Raw genomic sequence first — 18,494 nt, 5'->3', positions numbered from 1 at the left:
ACGTTCGTCAGGCTGGTCATCCCGATCGCGGCGGTCGCGGTCGGCTCCATCCCTGGATTCTCGGGCCGGTGCGCCCCGATGGCGTAGTGGCTACGGTCCAGCCCTACACCCACCCCACATGGTTGTTTTAGGCTGATTCGCGAACCGTGTCAATGCGATTCTCAAAGCTATCCCACCGATGCGCTGCGGCAAAGGCGATGCGGTGAACCTCGCGACGACAGCGTAATGCCTCTTTGTTGAACACCGCTCTGTCACATGCTATTCCCATATGACGATCGGCTACAATGCGATCTGACGCTCGTTAGGCAATGTTTATCGATAACCAATCACCGTGACCGCACCGCTTGAACCACGAATTTCCATCGCCCTACCGCTCTTTGAGAGCGAGCCGCATCCCTGCTCGTACCTGCCGGATCGAACCGCCACAACGGAATACTCCGTGCCGCAGGCATTCGCGCCGATCGGAACCAACCCGCCGCTAACCGCTGAAGATTATCAGGCGTTGATGGACGCGGGATTTCGTCGCAGCGGCATCGCGGTGTATCGCACCGCCTGCGATTCGTGCCGCGAATGCGTCCCGATTCGAGTGCCCGTGGCGACCTTTCGCCCCAGCCGATCGCAGCGGCGCGCCGAGCGGCGCAACCGCGATGTCTCTGTGCAAATCGGTAAACCACAGCCCGACGACGAGAAATATAGCATTTTCGAAGCCTATCAGCGCGATCATCACGCGTCGAACCCGGTGGAGTCGCGCGAGGAATTTGAGGCGTTTCTCTATCAATCGCCCGTGCATTCCCTGGAGATGGTCTATCGCGTCGGATCGGCCGTCGCCGGAGTCGGCATCGTTGATATCGCTTCGCAATCGCTGTCGAGCGTGTATTTCTACTTCGACCCCGCCCACGCCCGCCGCAGCCTCGGCACCTTCAGCGCATTGAAGGAAATCGACCTCTGCCGACAAATGGGAAAGCCCTATTGGTACGCGGGATACTACATCCGCGAATGCGATCGGATGAATTACAAGGCGGCGTTCGGTCCCTACCAATTGCTGGATCAGCACGGCCAATGGAAACCATCAGAAGAACCATTATGATTGTAGAACTGGTTTCAAAACTCCTCTCCCTCTTGGGGAGAGGTTGGGTGAGGGGAAAAGTAGTTCAAACGAAATGATTCACCCGCACCCCGAACCTCTCCCTGAAAGGGACAGGGATTTTGAAACAGCTTGTAGAAAAAAGCACCGTACCAGAACCGAACGAGAGCGATATCGATCATAAGCCCAATCGCGTGCCGACTTTGGGCAGCGGTTAAACCTTTTCAGGCTATCTGTGACGCGTTGCCTGCACGCTGTATGCTAAGCTTTTGCACCGAAGCGTGAGCTGCACAACCAATCCGCTCCGGGTTGCACCCTACGGCCCGCTGCTTTTCGCCCAGTAAAAAACGCGAGGCCGAACTGGCGCTCCGGTAAGCACCAATCCGGCCTCACGTTGCAAGAGATCTAGCCGGGCGTTAAGACCTGCCCAGCAGACAGCGTTGGAGTGCTTCCGCCTCGAGTTGCGGATCTCCTCGGCCGTCCCGCAGCCGATCGATGAACGCCTGAATGTCCCGACCGTCCACCACGCCGTCGCCGTTGTAGTCGCAATTCTCCGCCATGGCGGAGGTCGCTGCCGGACCGGCCGTCGCCAGTTCGGCCACTTCGAGCGGCTGGGTGCCCGTCGGGATCACGGACGTTCGATCGACCGTGTTGACTGTCTTGACCAAGCTGGGCCCCACAAACAACACCGCCACGGCAGCCGCAGCCGCCAGAGGCAGCCCCACGCGAACCCATGCCATTCGCCTTCGGAGAAGGCCGGTAACCTTCGCCTGCGGCGATTGCCAAGGGAAGCCCGCCGCCGCTGCGAAACAGCCCGCTTCGCGAGCCTCTCCCAGCGTGCCGAGCAATGCCTGGAGCTTGTTGTGAGCGGAGTCCATCTTAGTCCTCTATATCTCTTTGCAAATTCCCCCTTCCCAGCGCGGAAAAAAGTGAAAAATCGATGCCTTTTTTTTCCATGCACACCCGCAAGGCCTCCAGCACGCCGGGCAAACGGGAGTCCCGAAGCGTGGATTCTGGGATGCTAACTTCTTGTGCCACAGCCTTTAACGTGCGATTCTCAAAAAATCGCAGCCTCACGATCGTCTGATCCAACTCCGGCAATCGCGAGACACAGTCGTTCAACCCCGCCAGCGCTTCGGCATCTGCCGCAATCGCTTCCGGCGTCGCTTCGTCCAATGCGGGTTCGGTTTCGCCGACAGCGGGTCCGGACGCATCCCCAGTGTACTTTCGCGCCGATTCCCGGTTTATGTTTCGAAGAATCCCCGCCAACCATACCAAAAACGGCGTGCGGCCGTCGTAATCGCTTCGCCGGTTAAAAGCCCGGCACCAAGTCTCATTTGCAAGATCGTCCACGCGGTCGCTGCGGCGAACCAGCCGCCAAGCCATCAGTCGGACACGCTGGTGGTAGAGGTGATAAGCGCGCTCAAATGCTCTTTCGTCGCCCTCGCGGACGGCGCGGAACAGTTGTTGCTCATCGCGGTCTCGCATAGGGTTGACCGAAGGCAGGATGCGATACGTCGGGAGTTCTCACGCGGGGCCGAGATCACCTCGGCCGACACAGAGGCATGTTAACACAAACGCGGCTCATGACACAGATTGCGCATAACGCGGTCGACCGGGCACGGTTGCGACGAAGCCGGTTGCCAGTAAAATCCTCTGCCATCATGCCGAAAAACCCTTCGGGAAGAATGGACCTCGATCCACGCGAAAGGCGATCATGAAGCTCGGTATCCCCTCCGCCATCGGCCAAAGCGAGACGCGCGTCGCTCTCGTCCCCGAGGTGCTGGCGAAACTCAAGAAACTCACCATTGATGTTGTCGTGGAACGCGGCGCGGGCAACGCCGCCGGCTTTCCCGATTCGACCTTTGAATCGGCCGGCGCGACCCTGGTCGACAGCACCGCAGCCGTTTGCGAACAATCCAATCTGATTGTCTCAATCCGCCCGCCGACACCGGATTTGCTTGATCGGATGCGGACGGACACGGTGCTGATCGCCATGTGCAATCCGCTCGTGCGGCATGACCTTGTGAAAGACCTCGCCTCGCGCGGGCTGACGGCCTTCGCCCTCGAATTGATGCCTCGCATCACCCGTGCGCAGGCCATGGACGTCCTTTCCAGCATGAGCAGCCTTGCCGGGTATAAGGCGGTGCTGCTCGCCGCGAACGAGCTGGTGCGCATCTTTCCGATGATGATGACGGCCGCCGGAACGATCACCCCAGCAAAGGTGCTGGTGCTCGGCGCGGGCGTCGCGGGGTTGCAGGCGATTGCAACGGCCAGGCGACTGGGGGCGGTTGTTGAGGCGTTCGACGTGCGGCCGGTTGTGAAGGAACAGGTGGAGAGCCTCGGCGCGAAGTTTGTGGTGGTGGACGCGCCGCAGGAAGACGCGCAGGACAAGGGCGGCTATGCCAAGGAGATGTCTGCCGCGTATCAACAGCGGCAGCGCGAAGTGATCGCGCAACACGTAAAGGACAACGACGTGGTGATTTCCACGGCGTTGATCCCCGGCAAACCGGCGCCGCGATTGATTACATCCGACATGGTTCCGCACATGCGGCCAGGGTCGGTGATTGTCGACCTGGCAGCCGAAGCGGGCGGCAATTGCGAATTGACTTGCCCCGGCGAGACGGTCGTGAAGCACGGGGTCACAATCCTCGCGCCGGTGAATCTCCCGGCGACCGTTCCCTACCACGCCAGCCAGATGTTCGCGCGTAACGTCACGTCGTTCCTGGCGGACATCGTCAAGAACGGCGAACTCGTCATGAACATGGACAACGAGTGCATTCGCGATACGCTGATCACGCGCGAGGGGCAGATCGTCAGCCCGCGCCTGCGCGAAATCATGGGCCTGGGCGCGCCGGCCCTGCAACCGGCTTAAGCGGTCGCGGCGCGACGAATCGCACCGCGCGAAGAAGGAGTTCTCATTATCATGAACCTGTTGATGTTTTCGACGGCCCTGCTGGCCGACGGCGCTGCAACCCACAGTGCCGCCGCGGCTCCTTCGCCGGCGTCGATGTTCGTAACGGCCGTCACCGTGTTCATCCTGGCGACCTTTGTCGGGTTCGAAGTGATCACCAAGGTGCCGCCGACCCTGCACACGCCGCTCATGTCCGGCTCGAACGCGATCAGCGGTATCACCATTATCGGCGCGATCCTCGCCGCCGGTCTGAAGCTCAACTTCATCACGATTGCCTTCGGCATCCTCGCCATCATCTTCGCGATGATCAACGTCGTCGGCGGATTCGCCGTCACCCACCGCATGCTCGGCATGTTCAAAAAAAAGGGCTGATACGTGTCAGAAGCCGTCCGAAACGCGCTCTACCTCTTCGCATCGATCTGTTTCATCATCGCGCTGAAGCGCTTGAGTCACCCGCGTACCGCCGTTCGCGGCAACGTCACCGGCGCGCTTGGCATGCTCGTCGCCATCGCCGTCACGTGCTACGTCGCCTACGAAGACCCCGATATCTCCGGCCTGGGGTACTGGCTGATCGGCATCGGCCTCGTCGTCGGCAGCATCGCGGGACTTGTTCTCGCGGTTCGCGTGCCCATGACCGGCATGCCGCAAATGGTCGGCCTGCTCAATGGCTTCGGCGGCGGCGCGTCGCTTCTGGTCGCCGCCTGCGAACTCATCGCGCGCATGGGCGCGGGCGATCCGCCAACGGATCCGGCGGCCATCACCGAGATGCGTTTCTTTGTCGGATCGACCATGGCCGCCGGATTGATCGGCGCGGTCACGTTTTTCGGAAGCCTCATCGCCGCCGGCAAGTTGCAGGAACTGAAGTGGGTTCCCAATGGAAACGTGATTCCCGCGCAGCAACTCGCCAACGCCGTGCTGCTGCTCGCGACGATCGCGCTCTCCGTCTGGGCGACGTACGATTTGTCAAAGCTCTGGTTGTTCTTCCCGATGGTTGTGCTGGCGTCGGTGTTGGGCGTATTTGTGACAACCCCCATCGGCGGCGCTGACATGCCGGTGGTGATTTGTCTGCTCAACTCGTATTCCGGCATGGCCGCCGCGGCCACGGGATTCGTGCTGAACAACTACGGTCTCATCATCGCCGGCTCGCTCGTCGGATCATCGGGCATCATCCTCTGCCAGATCATGTGCAAGGCCATGAACCGCTCGCTGGGCAATGTCCTCTTCGGCAAACTGGGTACCGCCACCGGCGGCGCGTCGGCCGACGATGTCTATGGCGGCAAGGTCAAGTCCGCTTCAGCGGAGGAACTGGGCATGCTCTTTGACGGCGTGCGCCGCGTGGTGATCGTTCCGGGTTACGGCATGGCCGTCTCGCAGGCACAGCACGCCGTGCGCGAGCTGGCTAATGCACTCGAGGCGCGCGGCGCGACGGTCGAATACGGGATTCACCCGGTTGCCGGACGCATGCCGGGCCACATGAACGTCCTGCTGGCCGAGGCGAACATCCCGTACGACAAGGTCAAGGAAATGGACGAGATCAATCCCTCCTTTGAACAAACCGACGTTGCGATCGTCATCGGCGCAAACGACGTGGTGAACCCCGTGGCCCGTACCGATCCCAAGTCGCCCATCGCCGGAATGCCGATTCTCGACGTGGACAAGGCTCGCACCGTTGTCGTGGTCAAGCGCAGCCTTAGCCCCGGGTTCGCGGGCATTCCCAACCCGCTCTTCGCCGCGCCCAACACGCTCATGTATTTTGGCGACGGCAAGAAGGCCATCCTCGATCTTGTCGCCGCCATCAAACAGGCCGGCTAATGGTGCGATCATGTCGCACACCGGTTACTACTGGGACGCCGCCTCACTCGAACACGATACCGGTCATCACGTGGAGTGCATCGCCCGCGCGCAGGTGCTCGCGCCCGACGCCCTGCGACCGCTCGTGCCCGATTTGAATCACCGCCCGACCCAGTCTCACGATGCCCGCGCATGGATCACACGCGTTCACACGGCCGCCTACCACGATCGCATTCGCCACGACATCGAACACGGCCGGCATCTGCTGGACAGCGGCGACACGATCGCCTGCCTGATGAGCTACGACGCTGCCGTGCACGCGGTGAACACGCTTTTGACCGCGGCCGACGATGTGATGAGCGGCGCTGTCCGCAATGCATTCTGCGCCGTGCGGCCGCCGGGGCACCATGCACGGCCCGAGGAGGCGATGGGATTCTGCATTTTCGCGAATGTGGCCATTGCTGTTCGTTACTTGCAACAGCAACACGGCATCGATCGAATCGCCGTGGTGGATTGGGACGTGCATCACGGCAACGGCACGCAGGAGATTTTTTACGACGACCCGTCGGTGTTGTTTATCTCGCTGCACCAGCATCCACTCTGGCCCGGCACAGGCATGGCGAACGAATGCGGCCTGGGCGATGGAACCGGCTTCACGCTCAACATCCCGATCGCGCCGGCCACATCGGAACGCGATTACCTGGCGGCGTTTGAACGAGTGGCCCTGCCGGCGGTGCGCGACTTTCAGCCGGAGTTCGTGTTGATCTCCGCCGGGTTTGACGCTCATCGGGACGATCCGCTCGGCGGGCTGCGCCTCACGGAGACGGGCTTTGTGACCATGACGCGGCACTTGAAACAAGTGGCCGACGAATTCTGCGAGGGGCGGATCATCAGCGCGCTGGAAGGCGGGTACAACCTGACGGCGCTGCAAAATTCCGTCGCGGCCCATGTGAACGAGCTGGCAACGTGAGAAGCGTGAGGAAGCCGTGGGCAGATTCCTCGATGCGTCGAGGACGTCCCCTGCGGCGGCTCTTTTCCATCTCCTTCGTGCCTACTCCTGCACCTTCTCAACCTCAAACACGCTCACCACGGCATCGGGACCGCGCCAGGCATCGGGCGAAACACCGACTTTTTCGGCGCAGCAAACCGACAGAAACGTCGGCGCATCCCAGCCGTGCTCGGTCGCCACGCTCGGCAGGAAACAGCCGCGGCGACCGCCGACCGCCACGTGAATACCGTGTCGGCCGATCTCGATTTCGCTGACATCCCGAACAGGCTTCAGCGGCGAAAGCAGGGACAATTCGATGCGCAGCGTCGCCAGGTCTCGCGGCCCCAGCGGCGCGCCGGTGAATCGCGAATCGTGCGTCGCCTCGGCGGCGATGCGCCGAATGGTGGAAATCAAATCGCCTTCGGGATGAAACGTGCCGATGCAGCCGCGCAGCCGTTCGCCGCTGCGAAGCGTCACAAACACGCCATGATTCGGATAATTGGATTCGTCCGCAGGAGTCCTGGGCAGGGGCCGGCCACAAACTTCCGCCTCGATGGCATCGCGCGCGGCACGCAACAGGTGCGTACGAACGCGTTCATCGAAATTAAATCGAGCAGTCACGACTTGTCGCCTCCCAAACGGAAATCGAGGCGAGCCGGTGGCAGCGCGCTCACGGTCGGGCCGGAGGCTGCGGTGTGGTGTAGGCCGGCGAAGCGCCCAATCGCGCCAGCGCCGCTACGACTCCCGGCGAACCGGGACGCATCGCGTGCGCTTTCTGGAGCGCTTTGACCGCCTCGGCGTCGTTGCCGCAACGCATGTAGAACAAGCCCAGCTCCGCATAGGCCGCGGGGTTCTCCGGTTCGACCGAAACCGCCTGCTTGAAATACAACTCGGCCTTGTCGATCTCGCCGGCTTGCGCGAACTGCCTCGCTTTGAAGATGTGCATCTTCGCCTGCGGGCCGACATAGGACGCCGCCCACGTCGCGACTTCCAGCGCGTCTTTGTGCTTGCCCTTCAACACCAGCGCGTCAGCCTTGGCCTGCTGTGCCCGGCTGTATCCAGGGAACGCCCCCACCGCCGCGTCGAAGGTCGACAGCGCGCGATCACAGTACCGCAGCGCCCCGGGCAGATCATCCTCTCGAAACTGCTTGTCGGCCATCTTCAAAAAAGCCAACCCGGTGTAATACGACGGCTCCGGCCGCTCCCGATCCGCTTCGGCCGCGTTCTTGAACATCGCGATCGCTTCGGCGTACCGTTGATTCTCGTACTCGGAAAGACCTTCGGTCATCAGCTCGTCGTAGCCGCTGGTCGGCCGACCGCAACCGGCCCCAGCCAGAACCGCCAGCGCGCACGCAACCACCATGCGGTGTTTGGTACCGCGCCACGGCGTTGAGTATCCGGCTCGCACGACCTTCGTTAACATAGGCATGATGCTAATACTCCCGCGAGGCAGCCGCAAGGACGACCGGTCGAGTCGGGCACCGGCTGGGATGAAACGCCTCTTGTCGGATCGGCATCGGAACGCACTTGAATGAACAGCCGTCTCACACCCTCTCCAAGGGCCGAGAACCCCCGGCGATTCGTCGTCCTCCAACACACCGATGCGGCCGGTTTGCATTTTGACCTGATGATTGATCTCGGACCGGACCTGGCGACATGGAAGTTTATGCAACCCCCCGAAGATGCGGCCGACGGTTCGTTGCCATGTCAGCGCATCGGCAATCACCGTCGCGTTTACCTCGATTACGAAGGGCCGGTATCCGGCGATCGAGGGCAGGTCGTTCGTCATGACGCCGGTGACTGCGACGCGGCGGTCGATGACGGGCGGGACTGGCTGGTTACATTTCGCGGCGGAAAGCTGTCGGGCCGCTATCGCTTGAAATCAATGGATGCGCACGGGGATGCGTACCAGTGTGAATCGGTCCCTGACTAGGCGGGACCGCAGATTGATCCAGACGGCGTGGCGCCCGCCGCGGCAGGTGCATCACAGGCGAGACGCCTGTGCCAACAGGTGAGAACTGGTTTCAAAACTCCTCTCCCCCTTGGGGGAGAGATTGGATGAGGGGGAAAAGTGGTTCAAATGAAATGATTCACCCTCACCCCGACCCTCTCCCTGAAAGGGAGAGGGGGTTTTGAAACAGCTTGGAATGTCATTGCGGCGACGGTTAGCGAGGAGAAGGCCGCCGGCCCAGTGGCTGCACCGTGAGGCTGATCCGCCCCGGCTCAACCATCAGATCGGTGACGCGGTACGCCATGCCGCCGTTCTTCCACCAGCCCTCGTCGTCGACGCGTAGCCCGCTGACAAGGTCACCGCTGATCCGCGGACTGCCTGGCCACAGCTTGCCTTCGGGATAGTTCACGGCGCGTTCCATTCCAAGGCGGCTCACGTCGAGCGGGACGCGCGCCGAACCGCACCGGGTGGCCAACGCGCGAAGCTCGATCGCGCCGTCATGAAATCCAACCGAGAAATCCAGCGACACGATGACGCGGACGCCGCCGAGCTGGTAGCGCCCGGCGACCGTGATCTCCCCATCATCGAACACCACGAACGGCTCCCCCAGCTCGGGCGGCGTCAGGCTGTCCAGCAGCGGGTAGATCTCGCGCCGCATGGCGATCCAGCGATTGACATCTTCGGCATACAGATGATAGACAAATGGCTGATTCATGCGAAGGCTTTCGGTGAATCGCTGCTCGGCCTCGACGAGGCTGTTCCGCACGCGCTGACGCTGGTCCGTCGCAATGGCAGGTGGCGCATACCAGGTCGGCGTGCGCAGCAGCGCGAAGGCGCCGGCCGCGAAAACGCCCAGCGTCGCGAGCAAGGTCAGCGCCGCGTAGCGGCGCCAGGCTCGCCGCGCGAACCATTTCGGCAACATCCCAATCATCCCGTTGCAAGCCTCCCAGGACCGTTGGTCACGAATTGTCACCGCGACACGCGATCGATGCGAGCCGACCGGCCACCCGGCAGGCCCGTGGCCAATCAATCGAACGGTGCCATGCGGCGTGGCGCGAATTGACCCCCTCGCCCCATGCTCCATAGAATCCGAGGGCCACACCGTGGCGCGTCGAACCGCATTCGAGCCGAAGCTCAACCACCGCGAGGGCTGGCCATTTCCGCGAATCGAACCATCGGGCTATTGCTCGGCATCACCTGGACCCTCGCCATGGCGGCGCTCGTCCACCGTGACGTGCTGCCCTACTGGCTCGCCGAAGATTCTCCCGGCCGTGCCCTGCGCGCCGGCGACTTCCAAACCGGCATCTTCAACGAACGCGGCGACCGCGTCGGCACCACCTGGGTCAACGCCACGCCGACGGCCGACGTCACCACCGTTTACAGCCTCTCCCAACTCGACATCGGCAAGGTGACGGGTCTCGCGCCCTTTTCCGGACCCCTCCTGCTTGAGACCGTCGTGATCTTCAGCGGCGACAACACGCTCGATGACTTCAAGCTCAATCTCATGGGCGGGCCGATGCCTGTTCGAGTCTCGGCCGAGCGATTCGGCTCCGATTTCGCCTGCACGGTTCGCCTGGGCGATTCGACGATGACCATGCCGTTCGACGGGCGCACCTCGAGCGTGTTGAGTGAAACGCTCCGCCCCTTCACGCACATGGGCAAGCTGCACGTCGGCCAAAGCTGGCGGCTGCGATTGCTTGATCCGCTCGCCCTGCTGAAAGGCGAGGCGATGGAGTTTCAAACCGAGCTGGCGCGCGTCACGCGGCGGGAGCAGCAGTCGATCAATGGTGTGGAGCTGGAGTGTTATCGAATCGAAACGCGCGGCGCAATCGCCTGGGCCGATGACGAAGGCCGCATCCTTCGCCAGGAAGTCACGCTGCCGTTTCTGGGCAAATGGATTCTGCTCGATGAACCGTACGACGCTGCCGCGCGCAGAGCAGCCATGACCTTGACGCGCATATCGACGCCCCGTAAGGAATCGCGCGATCGTTCGCGCCGGCGTGAGGGTCGATGAAGCTCATGAACGAACCTCGCTCGATCACTATCGATATCCGCGATGTGACCAAGTGCTACGGACGCCTGCGCGCCGTCGATCGTGTCAGCCTTCAGGCCTCGGCCGGCGAGGTCCTCGCGTTCCTCGGTCCCAACGGGGCCGGCAAAACCACCACCATGAAAATGCTCTGCGGCCTGCTGACGCCCGACGAAGGCGAGATCGCCGTATGCGGCCGCTCGATTGCGCGCGAACCGCAGGCAGCCAAGGCGATGCTGGCCTATGTGCCGGATCAGCCGTTTCTCTATGAAAAGCTGACCGCGCGGGAGTTTTTGTCCTTCGTCGGGCGGATGTACGCATTGGACGATGCGACGATCACGCAGCGATCCGCACAACTGATGCGGCGGCTTCAGATCATTGGTTTCGCCGATCATCTCGCGGAAGGATTTTCCCACGGCATGAAGCAGCGGGTGGCGCTGGCCGGCGCGCTCTTGCACGACCCGACCGTGCTGGTCGTCGATGAGCCGATGGTCGGGCTGGACCCGCGCTCCGTCCGCACCGTCAAGGAGCTGTTCCGCGAGCGCGCCGACGCCGGCCGCACGGTGCTGATGTCCACGCACACGCTCGACGTGGCCGAGGCCATCGCCGACCGCATCGCGATTATTCATCACGGACGGATCGTCGCCTGCGGCACGCTGGCGGAGCTGCGCGCTCGAGCCGAGCGCGAGCATCGGCTTGAAGATATTTTCCTGGAACTGACCCGCCCCGATGAGCCCCAGGAGATGACCGAGGCGGATGTCGTCCCAAGAACCTGATGTTCCAACCACGCGCGATGACCCAACTGCCCAGAAGCCATGCACCCGCGATCGTCGATGCCCAGGTCGGCATCGGTATCCTGATTCGCCTCAAGGCGACCTTGCTGCGCAACCGCGTGCGCCAGCTGCTCGATCAGTCGCCGATGCGACTGCTGCTGATCATCTTTTTTGTCGCCGTGATCTGGCTGCTGCTCTACGCCGTCTTCGCGCATGTGTTCACGTTCCTGCGACGCTTCGAGCAACCAGCCGTCATCGCGATGCCCTACGTCTTTCATGCGTTCTTCCTCGCGATGACCGCGCTGCTCGCGTTCTCCACGGCCGTCATTGTTTACGGCGCGCTGTTCGCCCGCGCCGAGCCGGCGTTCCTTCTCTCCGCACCATTGCAGCCGCGAAGCGTCGTCGCGGTCATGTACCTCGAAGCGCTGTTTCTCTCCAGTTGGTCGCTCATCCTGCTCGGCATCCCCCTGATGATCGCCATCGGACAGGTTCAGGGATTGCCGCCGCGGTTTTATGCCCTGTTCCTGCTGGCTTTCCTCGGGTTCGTCCCGATTCCCGGCGCGCTGGGGTTGGTTGCCGCCCTGCTCGTTGCCATGTACCTGCCGCGCGTCGCGAAGCAAACTCTCATCTACTCCTGCGGTGCGGTTCTGATCGGCGTCGTTCTCTGGTGGGGCCGGCTTTGGGCCATCTCCTCGCTCGACTCCAAAGAATGGCTGCATCGTTTTCTTGGCGAACTGCAATATCTCAAGGCCGCCCTGCTCCCCTCCACCTGGGTCACGAACACGATCCGCTTCGCCATCGACGACCAGCCCGCCATGGCCTCGTTCTACCTCGCGGTTACGATCGCCACCGCGCTGTTCTTCAGTTGGGCCGCGGTGACAATCGTCGGCGCGCGATTGCTTCGCGCGTATGCCAACGCGCACAGCGGCTTGAGCCGATCGCGCGGCTACACCGGTCGATTCTCGGCGTTGCTCACGCGCGGGCTGTTCTTCTATCTGCCGGAGCCGTCCCGCTGGCTCGTGTTGAAAGACGTGCGCGCGTTTCTGCGCGATCCGCTGCAATGGTCGCAACTGGTCATTCTCTTCGGTCTTCTCGCATTGTATCTGTTCTATCTCCCGACGACGCGGCCGGACGGCTTCTCCCTTCCGTGGCAGGCGCTGATCTGTTTCTTGAGCTTCGGCGCGGTCACGCTCATCCTCTCGACCTTTACGAGCCGCTTTGTCTTTCCCATGATCTCCATGGAAGGCAAGAACATGTGGCTGCTGGGGCTGTGCCCGTTCGATCGGCCCCGCGTGCTTCGCGCCAAACTGGCGTACGCGGTCACGATTACGATGCTGGCGGCGCTGGTCGTGTCGGCGCTTTCTGTTCGTGCACTGGACCTGCCCCCGGCGATGGCGCTCGTGCAACTGGGGGGCGTGACGGCAACGTGCATCGGTCTGTGCGGTCTGGCGATCGGACTGGGCGCGCGGATGCCCAGCTATCAGGAGCGAAACACCAGCCGCATCGCATCGGGCCTGGGCGGCACGGTCAACCTCGTCGCGAGCGTGGCCCTGGTGGCGGCCAACGCGGCCATGATGGGCGGCATCTGCGTCCGGCTCGTCGGAAACGGCAGCCTGGAATCGCTCGATCTCGTGAGCGGCGGGCTGTTTGCCGGTATGGTGACACTCGGCTTGGCTTCCTGCGGCCTGGCGATGCGCGTCGGGAGCCGGGCGTTTCGCGCGCAGGAATTCTGACGCGCCCATCAGCCAATCAGTTCCGACACCCGCCGTGTGCATTGGACGCGATCGCCGAACTTCTCCAGCCCCTCGGCGCGCAGCCGCGGCGCGTGATGCGAAAGGTACTTCTCCAGCTCCGCGCGCGAGGCAAACTCATACTGCGCGACGAACCCATGCGGGATTCCGTCAATCCGCAACACCCGTCCGCACATCGCCCCCGCAGCCACCACGTCGGCGATGTGCCGGTCGCGCATCCATCGCACCCATGCGTCCGCCGTCGCGGCGTCCGCGCACGTTGCATTGACTTCATAAAGGCATAAGGTAGACATCGTTACCTGGCCTGCCCGGAAGGCGGGTTCGCTTTTCCCTCGCGAAGCGCCTTGAACTTCGCCAGGTATTCTCCCATCACGCGCTCATGACCGCGATCGGTCGGCGTGTAGTACGACCGATCCACGCCGAGATAGTCTTGCGCCGCGACGCCACCCGGCGCATCGTGGGCGTATTGATAACCCGTGTGGCCCAGTTGCTTCGATCCGGGGTAATGGGTGTCACGAAGATGCCGCGGCACGGGAATCGTCCGACCCTCGCGCACGTCCTTCGCCGCGTTCCAGATGGCCATCGCGCTGGCGTTGCTCTTGGGAGCGCAGGCAATGTAAATCGCCGCCTGCGCCAGCGGCAACTGGCACTCCGGCATGCCGACCAGCAGCGTCACCTGCACCGCAGCGCTCGCCACGACCAGTGCCAGCGGATCGGCGTTACCCACGTCCTCGGCCGCGCAAATGGCGATTCGCCGGGCGAGGAATCGCGGATCCTCGCCGGCCTCCAGCATGCGGGCCAGCCAATAGACCGTCGCATCCGGGTCGCTGCCTCGCATCGACTTGATCAGCGCGCTGGCCGCGTCGTAATGCTGGTCGCCCGCGGCGTCATAAACAATCGCCTTACGCTGGATGCTGTCTTGCGCGATTTCCAGCGTGATAAGAAGCGGTTCACCCGTCGCTTTTGCCGCGCCCGCGACGCCTTCCGCGGCGGCACGCTGCGACAACGCCGCCACCTCCAGACCGCCCAGCGCCCGCCGCGCGTCGCCATCGCTGGATTCGGCGAGAAACAACGCTGCCTCCGGGGATAATTGCACCTTGAGCGCACCCAAGCCGCGCTCGGCATCGGCGGCCGCGCGATGCAGCAGCGCCACGATGTCTTCATTCGAGAGCGGCTCGAACTGAAACACCTGGCTGCGCGAGACCAGCGGCGCGTTCACCGTGAAAAACGGATTCTCCGTCGTCGCGCCGATGAGAATGATCACGCCCGCTTCGACGTCGCCGAGCAGTACGTCCTGCTGCGCCTTGTTGAAGCGGTGGATTTCATCAAGAAACAGCACCGTCCGCCGGCCATCGCCGAGGACGCGCTCCTTCGCGCGGGCGATGATTTCACGGATTTCCTTCACTCCGATCGACGCGGCGTTGGTCGCTTCAAATGCGCCCTTCGTGTGCTCGGCAATGAGGTGTGCGAGCGTTGTCTTGCCCGTGCCCGGCGGGCCGTAGAAGATCGCACTCGTCAGCCGGTCCGCATCCAGCAATCGCCGCAACAGCTTGCCCGGTCCGAGGAAATGCCGCTGCCCCACGAACTCGTCGAGTGTGCGCGGGCGCATCCGCGCCGCCAGCGGGCTGACCCGCCGCATGGCTTCATCACGCTGTTTTGAAAACAGGTCCAAAACTTGGTGCCTTCACGTCATGATGAGCCGCGGGCAAAACCAGGAGCCGCGGACAAAACCAAGGAGCCGCGGGCAAAACCAAGGAGCCGCGGGCTTCAGCCCGCGCGGCTCACCGATCGCGCGTGAACGCTTCACGCAGTACGCAGCACCGCGCGAGCTGAAGCTCGCGGCTCACCGATCGCGCGTGAACGCTTCGCGCAGTACGCAGCGCCGCGCGAGCTGAAGCTCGCGGCTCTTTGACGCGCGGAAACGCTCGCGCAGATCGCGCGTGAACGCTTCACGCAGTACGCAGCGCCGCGCGAGCTGAAGCTCGCGGCTCTTTGACGCGCGGAAACGCTCGCGCAGTACGCAGCGCCGCGCGAGCTGAAGCTCGCGGCTCTTTGACGCGCTGGAACACAATTATCTCAACGATCGCTCGGCATGATCGGACGTTCACGATTCATCGTTGTCGGCGCTACACCACGCCGGCCGACTCGCGCCGCAGCCACTTGCCCCAGCCGTTCTGGCCGCAGAACTTGTAATCGTCCACGATCACGCGCCCGCGCGACAGCGTCGTCCGCGAGAAGCCCGCCAGTTTCCATCCCTCGTAAGGCGACCAATCGGCGTTGGTCTCCATCTCCGACGGCTTCACTTCGATGCGGTGCTTGGGGTGGATGATGGCGATATCGGCGTCGTATCCTTTCTTGATCGCGCCCTTGCGATCGCCCAGACCCATGATCTTCGCCGGGCTGGTGCACACCTTGTCTACGAATTCCTGCATCGAGAGCTTGCCCTTCAGCACGCCGTGAGTATAGACAATCGGCAATAACGTCTCCAGCCCTGGCAGGCCCATCGGAATCTTCGTCCAGTCGCCCTGCCACATTGCTTTTTGTTCGCGCGTGAACGTGCACGTATCCGTGCTGACAACGCAGACCGTACCGCTCGCCAGACCCTTCCACAGCCGCTTCTGATCGCGCTTCTTCTTGATCTGCGGGCAGCAGGCGTACAGGTGTCCGTCCGGCCCCTCGAACAGCGAATCATCCAGCACCAGGTACTGCGCGCACGTCTCGGCGAACACGTTGTTCAATCCTCGCTTGTGCGCCGCGCGAATGATGTCCGTCCCCTCGGCCGTCGACATGTGCACGATGTACAACCGTCCGCCGGTCGCCTCGGCCCACGTCACCGCGCGCTGAATCGCCTCGGCCTCGATGAAGTTCGGTCGCGTGATGCTGTGCAGCTGCGCCCCGAGCTTGCGCATCTCCTCTTCATTGTGATGCCGCTCGATCAATTCATCCAGCACGCGGCTGCTCTCGGCGTGGATCAGCAACATGCCGTTCAGATCGCGCACCTGCTCCAGCGCTCCGAAAATCGCCGCGTCGTCCGCCTGCCAGCCCTCGCGCGCGTAGATCATGAACTGCTTAAACGTCGGGAAGCCCTTTTTCACCATGTCGGCCATCTCGCCGCGGTGCCGCTTCCAGTCGGTCAACGCAACGTGGAATGTGTAATCCACACATGCCTTACCGTCGGCCTTGGCCATCCAGTTATCGACTGCCTGTTGCAGCGACTCGCCGGCATATGGAATAGCGAAGTCAATCACGCTCGTGACGCCGCCGCGCGCCGCGGCCCGAGTGCCGGTGTTGTAATCATCCGACGACGTCGTGCCGCAGAACGGCAGCGCGAGGTGAACGTGCACGTCGATTCCGCCGGGGATGACGTAGCAGCCGGTCGCGTCGATGATCCGCGTGCCGTCGGCGGCGGCCTTTTTCGCGAGGCCCTTCTCGACGCGGGCGATGGTCTCACCGATGATGCCGACATCGGCCTTGGTGGATTTGTTCGCATTGACGACGGTGCCGTTGGCAACAATGGTGTCGAATCGCATGGGGCATCCCCTTCTGGTGAACGGATCAGCCAAAGCTGCGTTATTGTGACGCTTGCCGAGACCGCGGTAAAGCCGCCGATCGAAGCACCGTCAAATCGAGATAGCGGCTTCCGCATTCGGCGATCGGCCCGTACAATCCCCGGATTCAACCGTATTCCGTTGAGCGACAGGCAATTAACGCGAATCACCCATGCAACTCTACATCCCCAACGAATACGCCAAACTCGAAACCGTGCTCGTCCATCGGCCCGGCGACGAAATCGACCGGCTGACGCATGAGAACATGAAACGCTTCCTGTTCGAAGACATCCCCTTCCTCACCGGCATGCAGGAGGAACACGATGAATTCGTCGGCGAGATGATCGATCACGACATCCGCGTGTTGTACCTGGAGTCTCTGCTGCTCGAGCTGTTTCGCGGGCAGCCGCTCGTCAAGGCCAAGGTCGTCGAACAGGTTTGCACGGCGGCGCAGGCGCCGGCCATCGCGCCCGATCTGCTCGATCCCGCGCGCACGCCCGACGACGTACTGGTGCGAATCCTGTTCCGAGGCTTGACTCACGGTGAATACGCGGAGTTGACCGGTCGCAGCGTGCTGGATGGCGCGGTCCGCACGACGTTCATCCTCCCACCGATACCCAACGCCTACTTCAGCCGCGACCCGGCCGTCGTGGTCAATCGCTGCGTCGTCAGTTGCAAGATGCACTACACCGAGCGCGTCCGCGAGACGCTGCTGGTGCGGGCGGTGCTGGAGCATCATCCCGAGTTCGAAGGCCACACGATCGCCTATGGCGGTTCACAATTCCCGCTGGAGGATCGTCCTTTCACCATCGAAGGCGGCGATGTGATCGTGATCAACGAGGAAGCCGTTCTGGTCGGCGTCAGCGAGCGGACGCGCAGCGAGACGATCAAGGCGCTGGCGCGCAAGGCCTTCGCCGGCGGTCATGCGAAGCGGTTCTACGAAATTCCGATCCCGACCGAGCGGACGTTCATGCACCTCGACACGGTTTTTACAATAGTCGATATTGGCGTCGTGGTCTGGTACCCCGGCATCATGGAACGCGCCATGCCCATCACGCAGATCGCCACCGACGGCGGCGGCGGCATCGTGCAAAAAGTCGATTCGCGATCGCTCAAGGAGATCTTGAGCGACGAGTTCGGCCGCGAATTGCGCGTCATCCGCACCGGCGGCGGCGATGAGCACTTCGCCAATCGCGAGCAGCGCACCGACGGCACAAACATCCTCGCCATCGCCCCCGGCGTCGCCTGCACCTATCGGCGCAACGTCCGCACGATCGCGGCGATGGAGTCCGCCGGGGTGAACGTGCTGAAAATTTCCGGCTCGGAGCTGGTGCGCGGCCTGGGTGGCCCGCGATGCATGACCATGCCGTTAAGGCGAGCCGTAGGTCAATAACCCTTGCTTGGGCATCGCGTCGGATGTACGACCGCGCCTCGAATTGAAGGCGTAAGTTCGACGGCCCTTGCGGGGCCGATCTTCTTTGTTGCGCCATGGCCGAGACGAATCGGCTCTCCGGTACCCCTCCGCTGGCGGACTGAATGCCCCCATCCCGGTAGCAACAACTACCGATGCATCCAGACCCCTCGCGGCGGCCTTGTGAATTTCTTTCGAACCAATCAGAACCGGCCGGCGTAGCACGTGAAGACAAGCAGCTGCAAGGACAGACT

At 62.8% G+C, this 18,494-nt stretch carries 19 protein-coding genes; 10 read left to right on the top strand and 9 right to left on the bottom strand.

Annotation, left to right across the window (positions count from 1 at the left end):
• The first annotated feature begins 331 nt into the window (after nt 1–331).
• Complete coding sequence (locus HRU71_00395) at nt 332–1,087, top strand: arginyltransferase (protein ID QOJ02037.1); 756 nt, start codon at nt 332–334, stop codon at nt 1,085–1,087.
• A gap of 413 nt (nt 1,088–1,500) precedes the next feature.
• On the opposite strand, the gene HRU71_00390 is transcribed toward HRU71_00395, so the two are convergent.
• Nucleotides 1,501–1,962, bottom strand: a complete 462-nt coding sequence (locus HRU71_00390) for a hypothetical protein (protein QOJ02036.1) — start codon at nt 1,960–1,962, stop codon at nt 1,501–1,503.
• 1 nt (nt 1,963) lies between these two features.
• Complete coding sequence (locus tag HRU71_00385) at nt 1,964–2,572, bottom strand: RNA polymerase sigma factor (protein QOJ02035.1); 609 nt, start codon at nt 2,570–2,572, stop codon at nt 1,964–1,966.
• 229 nt (nt 2,573–2,801) lie between these two features.
• Here HRU71_00385 and HRU71_00380 point away from each other — a divergent pair, with 229 nt between their 5' ends.
• From HRU71_00380 to HRU71_00365, 4 genes are all read left to right on the top strand, one after another.
• Complete coding sequence (locus HRU71_00380) at nt 2,802–3,959, top strand: Re/Si-specific NAD(P)(+) transhydrogenase subunit alpha (GenBank protein ID QOJ02034.1); 1,158 nt, start codon at nt 2,802–2,804, stop codon at nt 3,957–3,959.
• Between the two features lie 135 nt (nt 3,960–4,094).
• Complete coding sequence (locus HRU71_00375) at nt 4,095–4,370, top strand: NAD(P) transhydrogenase subunit alpha (GenBank protein ID QOJ04875.1); 276 nt, start codon at nt 4,095–4,097, stop codon at nt 4,368–4,370.
• A 3-nt stretch (nt 4,371–4,373) separates the two neighbouring features.
• The gene (locus HRU71_00370; protein ID QOJ02033.1) at nt 4,374–5,810 is read left to right on the top strand and encodes an NAD(P)(+) transhydrogenase (Re/Si-specific) subunit beta; all 1,437 of its coding nucleotides are present in this window, start codon (nt 4,374–4,376) and stop codon (nt 5,808–5,810) included.
• Between the two features lie 10 nt (nt 5,811–5,820).
• On the top strand, nt 5,821–6,759 hold the full coding sequence (locus tag HRU71_00365) for a histone deacetylase (protein QOJ02032.1): 939 nt from the start codon (nt 5,821–5,823) through the stop codon (nt 6,757–6,759).
• A gap of 81 nt (nt 6,760–6,840) precedes the next feature.
• Here HRU71_00365 and amrA read toward each other — a convergent pair whose 3' ends face one another.
• Together amrA and HRU71_00355 are read right to left on the bottom strand one after the other, a co-directional pair.
• The gene (gene amrA, locus HRU71_00360; GenBank protein ID QOJ02031.1) at nt 6,841–7,398 is read right to left on the bottom strand and encodes an AmmeMemoRadiSam system protein A; all 558 of its coding nucleotides are present in this window, start codon (nt 7,396–7,398) and stop codon (nt 6,841–6,843) included.
• Between the two features lie 49 nt (nt 7,399–7,447).
• Nucleotides 7,448–8,206, bottom strand: coding sequence for a tetratricopeptide repeat protein (locus tag HRU71_00355; GenBank protein QOJ02030.1), 759 nt, complete (start codon nt 8,204–8,206; stop codon nt 7,448–7,450).
• Nucleotides 8,207–8,308: 102 nt separating this feature from the next.
• On the opposite strand from HRU71_00355, the gene HRU71_00350 reads away from it, so the two are divergent.
• A complete protein-coding gene (locus HRU71_00350; GenBank protein QOJ02029.1) occupies nt 8,309–8,710 on the top strand; it encodes a hypothetical protein in 402 nt (133 codons plus the stop codon).
• Between the two features lie 232 nt (nt 8,711–8,942).
• Here the strand turns inward: HRU71_00350 and HRU71_00345 are convergent, their stop codons facing one another.
• A complete protein-coding gene (locus HRU71_00345; GenBank protein ID QOJ02028.1) occupies nt 8,943–9,650 on the bottom strand; it encodes a hypothetical protein in 708 nt (235 codons plus the stop codon).
• A 261-nt stretch (nt 9,651–9,911) separates the two neighbouring features.
• On the opposite strand from HRU71_00345, the gene HRU71_00340 reads away from it, so the two are divergent.
• From HRU71_00340 to HRU71_00330, 3 genes are read left to right on the top strand one after another with little or no spacing between them, the layout of a single operon-like run.
• Nucleotides 9,912–10,742: a hypothetical protein gene (locus tag HRU71_00340; GenBank protein ID QOJ02027.1), complete on the top strand. Its 831-nt coding sequence runs from the start codon at nt 9,912–9,914 to the stop codon at nt 10,740–10,742.
• A 5-nt stretch (nt 10,743–10,747) separates the two neighbouring features.
• Nucleotides 10,748–11,533, top strand: a complete 786-nt coding sequence (locus tag HRU71_00335; GenBank protein QOJ02026.1) for an ABC transporter ATP-binding protein — start codon at nt 10,748–10,750, stop codon at nt 11,531–11,533.
• Nucleotides 11,533–13,263: a hypothetical protein gene (locus HRU71_00330; GenBank protein QOJ02025.1), complete on the top strand. Its 1,731-nt coding sequence runs from the start codon at nt 11,533–11,535 to the stop codon at nt 13,261–13,263. Before HRU71_00335 ends, HRU71_00330 begins: the two co-directional genes overlap by 1 nt.
• A gap of 8 nt (nt 13,264–13,271) precedes the next feature.
• On the opposite strand, the gene HRU71_00325 is transcribed toward HRU71_00330, so the two are convergent.
• The 4 genes from HRU71_00325 to hydA all read right to left on the bottom strand — a co-directional run bounded on the left by HRU71_00325 (nt 13,272) and on the right by hydA (nt 16,811).
• A complete protein-coding gene (locus tag HRU71_00325) occupies nt 13,272–13,574 on the bottom strand; it encodes a DUF4286 family protein (protein QOJ02024.1) in 303 nt (100 codons plus the stop codon).
• A 2-nt stretch (nt 13,575–13,576) separates the two neighbouring features.
• Complete coding sequence (locus HRU71_00320) at nt 13,577–14,953, bottom strand: replication-associated recombination protein A (protein QOJ02023.1); 1,377 nt, start codon at nt 14,951–14,953, stop codon at nt 13,577–13,579.
• A gap of 171 nt (nt 14,954–15,124) precedes the next feature.
• Nucleotides 15,125–15,352: a hypothetical protein gene (locus HRU71_00315; protein ID QOJ02022.1), complete on the bottom strand. Its 228-nt coding sequence runs from the start codon at nt 15,350–15,352 to the stop codon at nt 15,125–15,127.
• A gap of 55 nt (nt 15,353–15,407) precedes the next feature.
• Entirely contained in the window at nt 15,408–16,811 is a 1,404-nt protein-coding gene (hydA, locus tag HRU71_00310) for a dihydropyrimidinase (GenBank protein QOJ02021.1), read from the bottom strand.
• A gap of 190 nt (nt 16,812–17,001) precedes the next feature.
• Here hydA and HRU71_00305 point away from each other — a divergent pair, with 190 nt between their 5' ends.
• Complete coding sequence (locus HRU71_00305) at nt 17,002–18,222, top strand: hypothetical protein (protein ID QOJ02020.1); 1,221 nt, start codon at nt 17,002–17,004, stop codon at nt 18,220–18,222.
• The last annotated feature ends 272 nt before the right edge of the window (nt 18,223–18,494 follow it).

Source organism: Planctomycetia bacterium (assembly GCA_015200345.1).
Lineage (GTDB): Bacteria > Planctomycetota > Phycisphaerae > UBA1845 > UTPLA1 > PLA3.
This window is presented reverse-complemented; position numbering and strand designations above follow the sequence as displayed.